Source organism: Bacillus sp. Y3 (assembly GCF_008123875.1).
GTDB classification, from domain to species: domain Bacteria; phylum Bacillota; class Bacilli; order Bacillales; family Bacillaceae; genus Bacillus; species Bacillus altitudinis.
Map to the genome: position 1 here is coordinate 845,867 of NZ_VSSC01000001.1, position 15,328 is coordinate 861,194.

The 15,328-nt window shown below is 39.3% G+C and carries 14 protein-coding genes and 1 riboswitch; of the genes, 7 read left to right on the forward strand and 7 right to left on the reverse strand.

Annotated elements, in window-relative coordinates; genetic code table 11:
- Positions 1 to 58 precede the first annotated feature (58 nt).
- Positions 59 to 1,237: a response regulator aspartate phosphatase gene (locus tag FXF70_RS04300; protein WP_056703965.1), complete on the forward strand. Its 1,179-nt coding sequence runs from the start codon at positions 59 to 61 to the stop codon at positions 1,235 to 1,237.
- Positions 1,238 to 1,330: 93 nt separating this feature from the next.
- On the opposite strand, the gene FXF70_RS04305 is transcribed toward FXF70_RS04300, so the two are convergent.
- From FXF70_RS04305 to FXF70_RS04325, 5 genes are all read right to left on the reverse strand, one after another.
- Entirely contained in the window at positions 1,331 to 2,179 is an 849-nt protein-coding gene (locus tag FXF70_RS04305; RefSeq protein ID WP_008347382.1) for a PRD domain-containing protein, read from the reverse strand.
- A gap of 31 nt (positions 2,180 to 2,210) precedes the next feature.
- Positions 2,211 to 3,677 (reverse strand): glycoside hydrolase family 1 protein, encoded by a 1,467-nt coding sequence (locus FXF70_RS04310; RefSeq protein ID WP_148779885.1) that lies wholly within the window; start codon positions 3,675 to 3,677, stop codon positions 2,211 to 2,213.
- Positions 3,678 to 3,681: 4 nt separating this feature from the next.
- On the reverse strand, positions 3,682 to 5,541 hold the full coding sequence (locus FXF70_RS04315) for a beta-glucoside-specific PTS transporter subunit IIABC (protein ID WP_148779886.1): 1,860 nt from the start codon (positions 5,539 to 5,541) through the stop codon (positions 3,682 to 3,684).
- Positions 5,542 to 5,885: 344 nt separating this feature from the next.
- Positions 5,886 to 6,764, reverse strand: a complete 879-nt coding sequence (locus FXF70_RS04320) for a hypothetical protein (protein WP_116306550.1) — start codon at positions 6,762 to 6,764, stop codon at positions 5,886 to 5,888.
- A 111-nt stretch (positions 6,765 to 6,875) separates the two neighbouring features.
- Complete coding sequence (locus FXF70_RS04325) at positions 6,876 to 7,769, reverse strand: hypothetical protein (RefSeq protein ID WP_148779887.1); 894 nt, start codon at positions 7,767 to 7,769, stop codon at positions 6,876 to 6,878.
- Positions 7,770 to 7,951: 182 nt separating this feature from the next.
- Between FXF70_RS04325 and FXF70_RS04330 the strand changes: the two genes are divergently transcribed.
- Positions 7,952 to 8,503 carry a PadR family transcriptional regulator gene (locus FXF70_RS04330; protein ID WP_065461415.1) on the forward strand — a complete coding sequence of 184 codons (552 nt, stop codon included), beginning with the start codon at positions 7,952 to 7,954 and terminating at the stop codon, positions 8,501 to 8,503.
- A gap of 4 nt (positions 8,504 to 8,507) precedes the next feature.
- The gene (locus tag FXF70_RS04335; protein ID WP_148779888.1) at positions 8,508 to 8,996 is read left to right on the forward strand and encodes a DUF4188 domain-containing protein; all 489 of its coding nucleotides are present in this window, start codon (positions 8,508 to 8,510) and stop codon (positions 8,994 to 8,996) included.
- 10 nt (positions 8,997 to 9,006) lie between these two features.
- Here FXF70_RS04335 and FXF70_RS04340 read toward each other — a convergent pair whose 3' ends face one another.
- Complete coding sequence (locus tag FXF70_RS04340; RefSeq protein ID WP_138826757.1) at positions 9,007 to 9,630, reverse strand: NUDIX hydrolase; 624 nt, start codon at positions 9,628 to 9,630, stop codon at positions 9,007 to 9,009.
- 170 nt (positions 9,631 to 9,800) lie between these two features.
- Here FXF70_RS04340 and FXF70_RS04345 point away from each other — a divergent pair, with 170 nt between their 5' ends.
- Positions 9,801 to 10,007: a helix-turn-helix transcriptional regulator gene (locus tag FXF70_RS04345; RefSeq protein ID WP_008347396.1), complete on the forward strand. Its 207-nt coding sequence runs from the start codon at positions 9,801 to 9,803 to the stop codon at positions 10,005 to 10,007.
- Positions 10,004 to 10,684, forward strand: coding sequence for a DUF3169 family protein (locus FXF70_RS04350; RefSeq protein ID WP_148779889.1), 681 nt, complete (start codon positions 10,004 to 10,006; stop codon positions 10,682 to 10,684). Before FXF70_RS04345 ends, FXF70_RS04350 begins: the two co-directional genes overlap by 4 nt.
- A gap of 47 nt (positions 10,685 to 10,731) precedes the next feature.
- Here the strand turns inward: FXF70_RS04350 and FXF70_RS04355 are convergent, their stop codons facing one another.
- Positions 10,732 to 12,078, reverse strand: coding sequence for an amino acid permease (locus FXF70_RS04355; protein ID WP_008347408.1), 1,347 nt, complete (start codon positions 12,076 to 12,078; stop codon positions 10,732 to 10,734).
- A gap of 162 nt (positions 12,079 to 12,240) precedes the next feature.
- Positions 12,241 to 12,320: riboswitch (glycine riboswitch) on the reverse strand.
- A gap of 276 nt (positions 12,321 to 12,596) precedes the next feature.
- Between FXF70_RS04355 and FXF70_RS04360 the strand changes: the two genes are divergently transcribed.
- Positions 12,597 to 13,613 (forward strand): LacI family DNA-binding transcriptional regulator, encoded by a 1,017-nt coding sequence (locus FXF70_RS04360; protein WP_039164885.1) that lies wholly within the window; start codon positions 12,597 to 12,599, stop codon positions 13,611 to 13,613.
- A 529-nt stretch (positions 13,614 to 14,142) separates the two neighbouring features.
- Positions 14,143 to 15,324: an MFS transporter gene (locus tag FXF70_RS04370; protein WP_144610840.1), complete on the forward strand. Its 1,182-nt coding sequence runs from the start codon at positions 14,143 to 14,145 to the stop codon at positions 15,322 to 15,324.
- Positions 15,325 to 15,328: the final 4 nt, after the last annotated feature.

A 15,328-nucleotide genomic window follows, 5' to 3' on the forward strand; every position in this document is an offset into this window, starting at 1 on the left:
ATTGTGATATCGTTTTTTATTGAAACAGGCGAAAGGATGTTAAAGAGGTGAAATTTCCATGAAAATCATTTCAGCTGAACAGGTGGGGAATCGTTTAAATGATTGGCGAATTGCCATTCGTAAGCATGATGTACACAATGCAAAGACAATCTACACAGAATTAAAGGAATTACTTCAAGAGATGGAAGAGAATCAGGAGGTCTTGACCTACTATTCATTGCTAGAAGGCAAGTTTAAGCTCATGTTATATGAACGAAGAGGTAAAAAACTAAATGAACCGACAGTGCTAGAATACCCTTCTAAAACAAACGACTTAATTGAATACTATTTTTACCTATATAAAGCTCTTTACGCTTCATATAACAGAGACTATGCATCAGCCATCGGACTGTTTAAAATTGCTGAGAAAAAACTACAAAACATTCCTGATGAAATAGAAGTAGCAGAATTCCATACGAAGGTCGCAAACCTATATATGATGCTTCGCCAAAGCCTGATTTCACTTCATTATATTCAGAATGCTATCGATATTTTCAAAGGTCATGATGGCTATGAAAGAAGACTGGCAGCAGCTTTTGTGATCGCAGCCACCAACTTCATGGATATTGGCGATTTCAAAAGAGCTGAGAATTACTACACAAAAGCATTACACATCTCAAACCAATTAAACGATCATTTTCTAGCATCACAGCTTTATCACAATATCAGTATTCTATATGCCGAAGCTGGAGAATCAAAAAAATGTATTGATGCCCTAGAAAAGGCTCTTAGTGATGATGACTACCTTTCATCTTGTTATTTCGAACACTCCATGTTTATGTTACTAAAAGAGCTGCTCTCCATTGATGAAAAGTCGCAAGCTCTCTATTATTTTGAATTAGTCAAACAAAAACAAGAAATAGACAGAAACCCCATCTATACAGCAAAAATGAATTTTCTCTATCACCTATATTTCACTGAAGACATATCCAAAAAAGCTCAAACCTGTTTCGATGACATCAGTATTCTGAAAGAATTAAAGGATGTTGAAGGTGCCCGTGAATTAAGTGCACTAGCTGCCAAACACTTTGAAGAGCTGGGTTCAATTCACCAAGCATACCTCTTTTTGAAGGATGCCTATCAATTGGAACACACTACACTTAATTGGAGGAATTATGATGAAAAAAGTGAGTTTACTCATTTTCGCTTTAGCCATCGTTGTTTTCGGACAAACGGTGTCTTACAATTCGTTAAATGATACAAATCTTGGCCCAACAGAACGACCTATCGGAACATAAACCGATACAATACAAATAACCACTTGCCTCATTACAAGGCAAGTGGTCCACATTTATTTCAGTTCTTGATAAGAAATGAGGCGGTGAATATGTACCGCCAGATACGTAAGTTCGTCATTTGGAATAACAATACTGTGCACCTGTTTAATATAATCTTTGATTTTGAAAGCCACATCCATCGCTTGAGGATACAAGTGTGCAATTTGTTCAAACAACTCATTTTCTTGATCTGATAATAATTTATTTGCGTAAAATCTTTCAACAAAGAATTTCACATGTGTAATAAATCGGCTGTAATGAATATTCTCTTGATCCATTTTCATATTCAACGTATAGCGGACGAGATTCACAATACTTCCGATCATCTTGGCATACTTCATGCCATCTTTGGAATCGGACTCTTCACCTAACGCATTAATTAAATGGAAGGCGATATTGGCCGCTTCTTCCTTTGGTAATTGTATGCCCAATGTATTGTTGACTAACTCAAGCGCATAATTACCTACTTCAAATTCTTCGGTATAGTAGTTTTTGATTTCCCAGTATACTCGATTTGTAATATTAATATTCTTCTTGTGCCGTTCTACTGCAAAATTCAAATGGTCCATCAAGGTAAAATAGACACCAGAATTCAGACTTGAGTTTAAGCGTTTTTCAGCATATTGAACAATATGCTGAGTTAAATCGATAAACTCTTGCGGCATTGAATCTAACAGTTGGAGAAATTCCTTCGCTCTCATGTTATCGACAGACATAAACACTTGATCTGCCTTCTTTTCTTCAATCATTTGACCTGGTTTTTGTCCATAACCAATCCCCCGGCCGAATAGAACCATCTCCTGTTGGTTCTGATCTTCAGCCAGAACCACACTCGAGTTTAAAACTTTTTTGATTTTAAACATCGTCATCACCTGTTTTCATGATTGTGGTTTTTCAATCAAGCGATTCACCATTTGTTTCAATGACCTTTTTGTACCAATAAAATGAGTCTTTACGAGAACGTTTTAATGTACCGTTTCCATCGTCATCTTGATCTACATGAATAAACCCGTATCGTTTTGACATCTGTGATGTACCTGCACTAATAATATCAATTGAGCCCCAGCTCGTATATCCGAAGAGGTCAACGCCTTCTTCCACCGCTTCTCTCATTTGGCGGAAATGCTCTTTGAAATAGTTAATACGATAATCATCGTGAATTGATCCATCACTTTCAACAACATCTTTTGCACCCATGCCGTTTTCTACAATGATCAGTGGTTTTTGATAACGATCATATAATTCTATTAAAGAAATTTTCAGACCAACCGGATCAATTTGCCATCCCCAATCAGTAGATGGAAGGTAAGGATTTTTGACCCCACGGATGGTATTTCCATCCGTTTTTTCTAATCCTTCATCAGCTGATTCAGTTAAAGACATATAGTAGCTGAACGAGATAAAATCTACTGTATTTTCTTTTAAAATAGAAAGATCATCTGATTCCATTTGGATATGAATGTTTTTTCTCTCAAGCATGCGCTTGATAAGCGGAGGGTATTCACCAAATACCTGAACATCTGCATAGAAATAGTTTTCTAAGTTTTGTTTCAATGCCCGCTCCACATCATTCGGATGACAAGTGTGCGGATACGTTGTTAATTTTGTCAGCATACACCCTACTTGACTGCCTGGTATGATGCGATGACAATCTGCTGTTACGAGTGCAGAGGCAATGAATTGATGATGGAGTGCTTGATAAACCGTCTCTTCCTCTTTCCCTTCTGGGCAGCGATCAGGAATAATTCCTGCTGTAATAAAAGAGTGGCGGTGAATACTATCTATTTCATTAAAGGTCAGCCAATATTTCACATCATGTTTATAGCGTTCAAAACATACATTGGCGAACTTAACAAAGAGATCAACGACTTTTCTTTCAACCCAGCCATTATATTTCACGCTCAGTGCTAACGGCATTTCATAATGTGACAGCGTCACAATCGGTTCTATGTTGTGTTTTTTCATTTCTGCAAATAAACGATCGTAAAATTGGAGTCCTTTTTCATTTGGTTCGTTCTCTTCTCCAGTTGGGAAGATACGGCTCCATGCAATAGAGATGCGAAGAGTTTTAAAACCCATTTCTGCAAATAGAGCCAAATCCTCTTTATAGTGATGATAGAAATCAACACCTCTGCGTTTTGGGTACTTTTTATCATCTGGGTCTTTCATCGATCGATCTATATTTTCAGAAGTAACAGCTAGATGCCCTTCATAATCTTCTACACTCAAATTAGACCGGTACATCGCAATATCAGCAACAGACGGGCCCTTTCCATCTACATTCCAAGCGCCTTCTGCTTGGTTGGCGGCAATGGCGCCGCCCCATAAAAATCCTTTTGGAAAACCTTTTATTGTCGTCATATGTTTAGCCTCCTAATTGGGTGATAACCATCAATGTATCTTGGCGATTGACCTCTTGTAATGGCTGTACCTTAATATCATATTGATCTGTATTCGTGATGACAGCAAGCGTAACTGGATCGTATCCTGCTTCCATGATTTTTCCTACATCAAATTCAATGAGTAAATCCCCTGCTTGTACACGATCTCCTGCCTGCACTTTTGGATAAAAATACTGTCCTTCCAACTGTACAGTATCAATGCCAATGTGGAATAATACTTCCACCCCTTTGTCCGTTTTCATACCAAGTGCATGGTTTGTTTCGAACAGCAAGGTGACCTCACCATCTACTGGTGCATATAACGCTCCTTCTGAAGGAACAATGGCAATTCCGTCTCCCATGACCTTTGAAGAGAAAATATCATCTTTTACTTCAGCTAGAGAGATCATTTGACCAATCACAGGGCTTTTGAAAGTTTCCCCTGCTCCAATTTGTTCAGCAAATGCTTCTTGATCATTTGACTTTTCTTCTACTTTTTTATCCTTACCTAATACAAAAGCAGCGATAAAAGCAACAACGAAGGAAATGACAGCTCCAATGACAGCAAACATTAGATTTCGTGGAAGCTCATCTGATATAAACATCGACATACTGGCTAATCCAGGGCCAACAAGTACAAATGCTTGTATACCAACTAATCCAATGAATATCCCACCAACAAATGAACCAATCATGACACTTCCAAGTACGCGTTTATTTTGAAGTGTCACACCATACAAAGCAGGCTCTGTGATGCCAAAAAATGCTGAAATTCCTGCCGAAATGGCTGTTGATCTGAGTACCTTGTCTTTCGTGCGTAGTGCCACTGCGAAACATGCTCCACTTTCCGCAATATTATGCGCAAGTGATGCTGGTAAATAAAGTGCTTCTTTCCCGAGGTTCCCCATCGTTGTCACTGCATAAGGGACCATTGCTTTGTGCATGCCTGATGCAACCATAAACGGGAGTACCGCTGCTAAAATTGCGACAGCTACCCAACCTACTGTATTAAACATCGCAAGAATAACGGATGAAAACCCTTGTCCTGCTGTAAAACCAAGTGGTCCTAATAACAGTAACGTAACGGGTACAGTAATGACTAATGACATCATTGGGACAAAGAAAATCCGAATTGGTTTTGGTGAAAATCGTGTGAAGAATTTTTCCATTTGAGCGTAAAGCAATACAGAAAGGATTGCTGGAAACACTTGATACGCATAAGCTATATTTTTTACGTCGAATGACATTAATTGCGCACCTTCAGTAAGCATGGCTGTCATGTTCGGAAGAAGGAGTGCACCGACTGCTGATAATGCGACCAGTGGGTTTACCTTTAGTTTATTTGCCGTTGTGACAGCGACTAGTAATGGCAGGAAGTATAGTGGTGCGTCACCCACCATGTTCAGTATTTGATAGGTTTGGCCTTTTGCATCAACCCAGCCTAATAAAGAGAAAAGGAGAAGAAATGATTTTAAAATCCCTCCGCCTGCGATAGCCGGAACAAGCGGCTGGAAGACACCCACAATGAAATCTAATAGAACTGTGCCTACTTTTCTTTTTTCTTTTGGCTGATTGGATGGCACGCCTTGCCCAGACGAGCTGCCTCCCATTAAATTTGTTACCTGTTGATACACTTCAATCACGTCATTTCCAATGACCACTTGGCATTGTCCTGACATTCTGACAGCTATGACACCTGGTGTTTTTTCTAATGCTGGCACATCTGCTTTTTTCTGATCAATTAGTGTGAAGCGAAGTCTTGTTGAGCAGTGCTCAAGGTGCGCAATGTTTTCTTTACCACCTACATGCTGTAAAACGTCTTTGGCGACTTGTGTGTAATCCATTTTTTCTCCTCCTTTTCTCATACACGGGACCTATATTTTGGCAATAAAAAAAGGATCTAAAACGACAAATTAAAGAAATTCATCGTTTTTAGATCCTGCCTGCATGACCAGTCACATGTCTAATTTATTTATATTGGATTTGTTTTTAGTATATATTGATTATATGAAAGCGTCAACATTTATTTTTCTAAAAATTATTAAGGTCTATATACCTAAATTAATTTTCTTTAATTTAGTTGAAGCAACCTTTCTCACTTTTTTTATACACCAATATTTTTTATCATCAATAAGAACTCTTTATTAATAAAAAACCAGATAAGTTCACTCATCTGGTTTCTTATCATCTATTTTTTTCTTTCTTCCGCCTGCTTTTTGAATGCTTTCGCTTGTTTTTGGTATTCCTGTTTCGTAACTGCTTTTAACTCTACAGTACCGCCTGTCATTTTAAATGGAAGTTTGATTGATTTTACATCTCGATCAGTGGAACCTATAATGATTCCATCTTCAATTGAAGGCTCATAGCCCATAAAAAAAGTTCTTCCATCCGTTTCACCCGAGACTTCTAATCTCATTTCTTTATAAGACTTACAATCTTCTTCAGGAACAGTTGTGATTAGAAGGGAGCCGGTCCATCCAATCTCAATATGCATGGTTTTCACCTGTAAAAATAATTGTTTGTCCTTTGCCGTATAGAGAAAGCCATATACCTTTGCCACTTTCTCCTTGAAGTTTCTCATACTATCATAAAACCTATCTTCAGCGGTATCGAATAGATAATCATATCGTTTTTGAATCTCTTTATGATATTTATCTAGCTTTTTTTGATTGATTGCCTTATATATCATACTTTTCTTTTCGCCTTGTTTTTTTACTGAAAGGTCTTTTCCTGAAAAGTGAACTTCGTATACGATCGTTTCTTTACCTTGTGTGACTTTGAATTCATACCCATTTTCTTTTGAACTGCCAGATACGACAAATTGTTTTTTATAGATTTGCGGATCCCACCTTACTTCTTCTATATACTTTTCATTCAAATGCCCCGTTACTTTGCCTTTATTCTCCGATATCTCAAACCAGCTCATTTTATCCTTCGTTTTATACGCAAATGCATAGGCATGATTCAATGAATTCTTTTGTGCGATTGCTTGATATGCTGTCCAGCCGCCTCCACCTAAGACGAGTACTGCCAGGATAGACACGACCCACATTTTCAATTTACTCATAGGTACCTCCACTAATATATGATTTAAAAAATCTTCATTATCCCTATTTATTCAACTAAATTCTGATCGTCCTGAAATGCCATTCACAACAATCATCTGTTCCAACACGATCTATTTTTGCCATTCTTTCGCCTTCTTTTTGAATGCTTCCGTTTGTTCTTGATATTCCTCTTTCGTGACCGCTTTAAATTCTATAATCCCGCCTGCCATTTTAAAAGGAAATTTAATGTATGTTGCGTCTCGGTCAGTTTCCCCTAAAATAAAACCCTTTTCAATTGCAGGATAAGTACTCAAATCAAACATTATCCCATCTGAAACTCCACCGGCTGTATGTTTCGTTTCTTTATATGGTTCACCACCATCTCCTGGAACCTTTCTCATTAGAAAAGAACCTGCCCATTCAGACTGCATATACATTCGTTTTACTTTTAAAAATAGTTGGTATGAACCATCCTCTGCTGTATACAGATAACCATAAGCGCCTGTTACTTTCTTAATGAAGTTTCGTACATAATCATGAAATCTATTTTCCGTGTCATCCATCAGTTTCTCATATCGAGTATGAATGTCCTGTTGAACAGCACGTAGGTTTTTTTGATCAACTGCTTTGTATGTGATGCTGTGCTTTTCACCTTGTTTTTTCACAGAAAGATCTTTTTCGGCAAGGTGAACTTCATATGTGACCGTTTCTTTCCCTTGCTTCACATAAAATTCGTAACCGTTTTCAATTGATTTTCCGGTTAATTGATATTTGTTGATAAATAGATTGGGATCATAATGCCTTTTCGGATTTTCCTCTAAAATGGTTTCGTTCAGCTGGCCTGTTACTTTTCCGTTTCTCTCCGTTACCTTGAACCAGTTCACACGATCATGAGTCTTATATGCAAAGGCGTAGGGATGATTCAAACCACTCTTTTTTGCGATTGCTTGATAGGCTATCCAGCCGCCTCCACCAATCAGTAGTACCGCCAGAATAGTCATGATCCAGATTTTCGATTTACTCATATGTCCCCTCCAAACTATGATCGTTCATTCTATATGAAGGATTCATCTCATTGATTAACAAATCAGTGATCTCTTCACCTCCTTTCTAGCATTTATTTTTTTCTCATACCTCTTGTATCTGCAGTTATACATCGTTTATTATATATCTAAATGATATATCTTTTAGATAGGTGTGTTGATCAATGAAAAAATACAATGATACGACGTATGCGATTTTGGGGATTTTAACGACAGATTGTAAGTCTGGGTATGAAGTGAAGCAATTAATTGATAGGAGCTTGCATCACTTTTGGAAAATTAGTTATGGACAAATTTATCCAGCTTTAAAGTTAATAGTCGAGGAAGGGCTTGCGAAGGTTTCACCCACTTCTACAACTGGCCGCTCAGACAAGCGAGAATATCATCTAACTGAAAAAGGGCTGGACACGTTGAGGCAATGGCTGGCGCAGCCGCTCGATCAAGTACCATCAGAACGAAATGAGGTGTTATTAAAGTTATTTTTTGGTCAATATCTTTCGTTTGAGAAAAAATTGGTGCTTTTACAGGATTATGAGAGGCAGCTCCGTATCCGTTATGAGACATATGTTGCGATTGAACAAAACATTCAAGAGCTGTATCCAGATGAAGCTGATGCGAAGTATTGGCTGTATACGTTAGATTACGGAAAGAAAGTGGCGCAGGCTGGAATTGATTGGTGCGTGGAGACCTGTGAATCGATGAAGGAAGAAGGGTGAACAAATGAAAAAAAATATACGTGCTGGCAGGTATACAACAGACAATTCTGAGCCGATTGTTGTGTTCATTATCGGAATGAGAATCAATAAACGCTGGGCTGTCCATCAATGGCTGCCAGTATTTAAGGCGATGCCGGGGATGATCAAAGAACTTTATACACATCAAGATGAACTTGGTTTTCTCGGGACAGAAAATTACTTCGGTTTACGCACCACCACCATGATCCAATATTGGAAATCAACAGAGGACCTCCTTGCCTACGCCAAGATGGAGAAGCATTTGACTGCTTGGAAAGGATTCAACCAAAGAGCACGACATAATGACGCGGTCGGAATTTATCATGAAACGTATCAAATTCAAGCCGGCTCATATGAATCTATCTACGTGAACATGCCTTCATATGGATTGAGCCAAGCGAAAGCGCCCATCCTAATTGGAAAAGGGAAAGGAAAAGAAACCGCAAAAGAACGCCTTTCTACAACAAATTCCTAGAGCTGATTCTCTAGGAATTTCTTTTTGCAACCATCACAAAATGTTTTAATATGCGGGCAGTTAATCCCCAAATGGTGTAACGATCGTAATCATAAAACCACTCCTCAATCGAACGACTCCCCCAGCTGTATTTTTCACCATTCATGATTTTTTCATAAGGAAAGTCCTCTCCTGGTGTTGGCTGCACCGATACATGGTGTAAGTATGGCTCATATTGGCTGAGCCATGATAGAGGCACAGTAAAGGTCTCCTCTACTTCTTCTTGATTAAAGGAATGTTTGACCTGCTGTTCATCAATAATCCCGACAAATGGATATACCACAAAGGATGGTGAGGCAATATAAGGGCTGAGCTGCCCTAAAACCTTGATGGATTCGGGCGGAATTCCTAGTTCTTCATATGTTTCCCGCAGTGCAGCTTCTTGTGCGGTTTCCCCGCCGTCGAGTTTGCCTCCTGGGAAGCTAATATCGCCAGGCTGTTTTCTCATCGTCAGTGATCGCACTTCAAATAAAACATGCCATTCCCCGTCTACTTGCACCAAAGGGACAAGGACTGCCGCTTTGAACGCTGTCTCTTCTCCGATAAATAGCGGCTGTGATTGATGTAAATCACTTTTTAATTGATCAATGAACATGGGCATCACCTATTTTCTGTTTCTCTTTTCTTTAGCGTATCATTGATTCCCTTTTGAATAAAGACGATCTTTCTGACAATTATTTTTATCATTTTGACAACTATACTTGTCAAAATGAATATAATACTTTACAATCAAGATAACATTTTGATCAGAGTTGAGGTGACAGAATGAAAAATCGGCTAAAAGAGTTGCGGGCACGTGATGGTTTAAACCAGACGGAGCTTGCGAAACGGGCAAAGGTTTCCCGCCAGACGATCAGCTTAATGGAACGAGATGAATTAATGCCGTCTCTCTTACTTGCTATGAGGCTTTCACGTATTTTTCAAGAACCCATTGAACATATTTTTCTATTCGAGGAGGATGAACTCACATGAAAACTGTATACAAAATGCTCTTAGGTGCTCTCCTTGGTTTTCTCGGTGCTTACTGTTTGCTGGCAGCCGAATTTGAGCTGACACTTCTGCAAGCTGCATTTGAAGCAACTCTTGTCATCACTGGCTTGACAGTTCTATTCATCATTTATTGTTTTTCAGGCATTTCACGCATGAAGAAAAGAGTCTCTCTTTCAGTATCTGGTGATGAGGAAGATGAACTAGAGGTAAAACAGTACCGAACCTTTACTGATGTAACGTTAGCTAATACGGTGAGTACCATTTTATCGATCATTGCAATTGGTATTTCCATCGTAACCGAGCAGCCACTCTGGCTGATTCTCGTAAATGCTGCCTTATTTTTGATCACCGTCATTCTTTCTTATGCATCGATCTCTGTCCTAAAGCTCGTCTATCCTAATCGTCAACTACCTAGTCCAACCGATAAAGATTATGGCAAAAAACTGCTCGCCATTTCTGATGAAGGCGAAAAGCATGTGATGCTCGATGGACTTTTTCACACTTTCCAAATGATGAATATTTTATTGACCGGTGCCATGTTTATTTTGATTGTCTATTCTCTTGGCGCCAATCACTCTCAACTCTTCTCCATCATCGTCGTTGGACTTGTACTGATCATTCTTAATGCATACTATATGTTAAAGATTCGAAATCGTTAAATAAGCAAAAGCACAGCCATTTAAAAAGGCTGTGCTTTTTCCGTTCATTATGCTGAACGGCGTTTCTTTCGTGCATAAATCAAAAATAGAAACCCAAACCATACGGGTGTCAATAACAGCGCTGGACGTGTAGCATCAGCGAAAAGCATGATGACAAGAATGGCAGCAAAGAGCACAAGAACCGCTATATTCACAAAAGGTGTAAATGGCGCTTTAAAGGTAGACGCCTTATGCAGTTCAGGACGTGTCTTCTTATATTTCAGATGGCATATTAAAATAATACTCCATACCCAAATGAAACAAATGGCACTGATCGTAGTCACAATACCAAAGGCTTGTTCAGGAATCAGCTTGCTTAAAAGAGCCCCTACTGACACCACAATCGTCGACACAAACAGGGCATTACTTGGAACAGCATGCTTATTTAGTCGGCCAAAAGATGCCGGTCCTTGTTTTTGATGACTGAGATTATACAAAATTCGGCTCGTTGAGAACATACCGCTATTACAAGCAGACGCCGCAGATGTCAGGACGACAAAGTTGATGAGTCCCGCCGCTACTGGTATCCCAATGAGCCCAAAGGTTTTCACAAAAGGACTTTCTGATGCACTGAGTTCTGTCCATGGGTTGATGCATAGTAATACAAAAATCGCACCTACATAGAAAAAGAGAATTCTTAATGGAATTTTATTAATCGCAGACGGGATATTTTTTTGCGGATTCGCTGTTTCTGCTGCTGACACACCGACAAGTTCCACGCCCACATACGCAAAAATCACCATCTGGAATGACAATAAGAAGCCTGTCACACCATTTGGAAATAATCCTCCGTGTGACCACAGATTCGTTACCGTCACGGGCCCTGCATCTGTTTGGAAACCAATGATTAACAGGACAATTCCAACGCCAATCAACAGTAATATCGTAATCACTTTAATCAGTGCAAACCAAAATTCCATTTCTCCAAAAAGCTTCACCGTTAATAAATTAAATCCTAGCAAAATCAATAAACAAATAATAGCAGGAATCCACTGCGGAATATCAAACCAGTACTGCACATACACCCCGACCGCAATAACATCCGCCATCGCTGTCATAATCCAGCAAAACCAATACGTCCATCCTGTCACAAAGGAAGCCCACGGTCCAAGATAATCCTCTGCTATATCCGTTAAAGACTGATAGCCCGCCTTAGATAAGAGCAATTCTCCAAGTGCCCTCATGACAAAAAAGATGGCCATTCCGACAATTAAGTACGCAAAAATGATCGATGGTCCTGCCAATTGAATGGCTTTTCCAGACCCTAAAAACAGCCCAGTTCCAATCGTTCCGCCAATGGCAATTAATTGAACATGACGGTTTGATAAATCTCGCTTTAACTCTTGTTGTGCCAATTTCAACACCCTCCTACGACACGATCCTATACTGAAATAATGAACTATCAAAAAGTCCATAAAAAAAGAGATTGGATGCGCTCCAATCTCACGGTCATAAAAGAATAGCAAAATAGAGAAAAGCAATACACAGTATGATCCATGCATCACAAATACAATATTTCGTACTCTTCTGTCCTTTTGCCTGAGATTGTGAACCCTTCGGCGCCGCACATACATGCGGTCTCTCCAGAAGCTGCTCCTGCCATAGTGTGACCCACAGCAATCATAGCCTTCGATATTTACTTTAAATGTTGCTATTTCTGAATAATTTTATATTTTACGCCTCTAAAAGAAAGCTGTCAATGGTAATCTTTTAAGATGTTGTTTCCTCCTTATCTGAAGCTGATATGACATCACTTCATCAACACCCCTTGATTAAGGTATAATGAAACAAAGAATGTTCGGCTCGTTTGGTGGAGACATCCATCTTGATGATGAACCATAGTTAGGCAATCCAATGAAGTTGGTGAAGACAAATGAAAAAAATGAACAAACAGCGTGTGACATTACAAGAAGTCGCTCGGCATGCCGGTGTATCGACTTCAACGGCCTCACTCGTTGTTCGCAACAACCCTAGGATATCTGAAGCCACCCGGAAAAAAGTGCTGCAATCCATGGAGGATTTGGGATACGTGTACGATCGCGTCGCTGCCAACATGCGGTCGAAAAGTTCAAATATTGTAGGTGTGATCGTCACGGATATTTCAAACACCTTTATTTCTGAATTTTTAATCGGTGTGCAAACCACCCTTGAGTCACTTGGCTATACCGTTTTACTTGGGACAACCTTTGATAGTGTAGATAAGCAGGAGCGTCTCATCTCCACAATGGTAGAGCACCGAGTGGGTGGAATCATCTTAAATCCAGCATCGAAAAGTTCGACACGAACAGTGAAACAATTAAACAACATTCGCACACCAAAAGTATTGGCAAATCGTGAATTAGCAGATGTCCATTGTGATTATGTCGGCGTTGATTATGAACAAGGCACTTGGATGGCGGTCCGTCATCTTCTTCAAAAAGGGCATCGCCGCATCGCTTTCTTAGGCGGAGTCAAATCCTCCTCAACTTGGATTGAACGGATGAAAGGGTTCAAAAGAGCCCATGATGATGAAGACCTAACGATGGATGAATCTCTTATTATCGATATGGTGCCTACCCGAGAAGGCGGGAAAGAAGCCCTTGCCCAAGTGATTGACCTTCCCGAACCACCTACTGCTATTTTTTGCTTCAGTGATTTAGTGGCGTTTGGGGTGATTCAAGAATTGGCAGCGCGTGACATCAAGCCTGGTAAAGACATTGATGTAGTTGGGTTCGATAACATCCCTGAAGCGGAGATGTATCACCCGCCGCTCACCACAGTCTCATCATTTCCACGATCCATTGGAGTCAAAGCAGCCAACCTTTTGTATCATAAAATGAACGAGCAGGATGAAGAACTGCAGCGATTGATATTAAAGCCTCAACTTCATATTCGAGAAACCTCGACATGATCATGAAAAGGAGAATTGCAGAGCGAATTTGACATTCGTGAGCACCGGAGCGCAGGACTGACAAAGAATGCGAGGGTTTGTCTACACGCTGAAAGGAGAATTGCAAAGCGATTCTCCTTTTTTTATTGAGCAAGTCAACTATTTCTTTATTACATTTTTCTTTTTTTAAATCACAAAGTCATAAACTTGACACATTTTATACACAGGAGTATATTTATCTCGTTGCTTCTTTTAGTATATCGTTATACCTTTTATGAACATATCGTTATTTATGATATCAACTACAGTTAAAGATGGATCTTTTGATTCTGATCAAATCGAGGAAGTCCATCAACTTATGATAACTGTTATTATTTTTAATTATTTAGTAGAACGATGTACTTATTTGAAGAACAGATGAATATTCATTATTTTTTCATCAATCACACAAGGGGTGTTGTGATGGACTTATTATTATTTACGTTTAAGGAAATAACAAAGGGTAACAAGAATTTGGCCCGAACAGGGTTTCAAATATAGGAGTGGGAACATGAAAAATCCATACATTAAATCATCACTTGGCATGTACTTAAACTATTTCATGCTAGGCATGATCAATATTATTGTGGCATCAAACATGGAAAGCTTATCTGAACGCTACCATGTAGATATTCCAAAAATCAGCTTGCTTGTATCAGCAATCGGGATCGGTAAATTAATTGCTCTCTTTTTCTCTGGCCGGCTTGCAGACAGCTGGGGGCGAAAACCTGTCATTATTACAGGTAACTTTCTCTACTTATTATTCTTAATGGGGATTCCAATAACGACCAATTATACATTGGCTTTCATTTTCGCAATTTCCGCAGGGATTGCAAACTCATTGCTTGATTCAGGAACATATCCTGCTTTGACAGAATCATTTCCTAAAAAAGCAAGTTCAGCTTCTGTATTAGTGAAGGCGTCTGTATCAATTGGTGCGACTGTTCTTCCATTTATCTTGGCATTCCTTATTGCACATGACATCTTCTGGGGCTGGGCATTCTTTGGGCTAGGACTTCTTTATTTACTTGTAGGCATTTACTTGATCTTTATGCCGTTCCCAAATCATAAGCAAACGGCTTCTCAAAACGATCTTCCCGTTCAAGAGCAAATGAAGGAAGAACCGAAAATGTTTGGTGAAGGTTTAGCTGTTGTACTTATGGGATTCACGTCTACTGCATTATTTGTCGTATGGCAAACTTGGCTTCCACAGCTCGGGTTGAAATTGATTGGGCTTGGCTCAGGACAAGCGACACAGCTTCTTTCTTATTTTAGTATCGGTGCACTCGTATCTGTTCTATTGCTTTCAATCGTATTAGATAAATTCATTTCACCGATTATGGTCGCCATTATTTACCCAATTGGGGCATTCCTTGCCATGCTTTCACTATTTCAAATCGAAACATACGGCATTGTCATTGTTAGTACCTTTTTCTTAGGATTATTTACAGCCGGCATTTTCCAGTTGGCGATGAGTATCATGATGAAATTATTCCCTACAAACAAAGCAACGGCTTCATCATATGTCAACATTGCGGCAAGTTCAGCATTTATCCTTGTTCCGCTGATTACAAGCGGACTCGTTAGCACGTACGATATTAAAATGACTTTATTCTTCGATATGATCATTGCGGTCATCAGCGTATTGTTAGCAGTCTTTGTTTTACGACGCATGAAAAAATTGTTTAGATAATTAA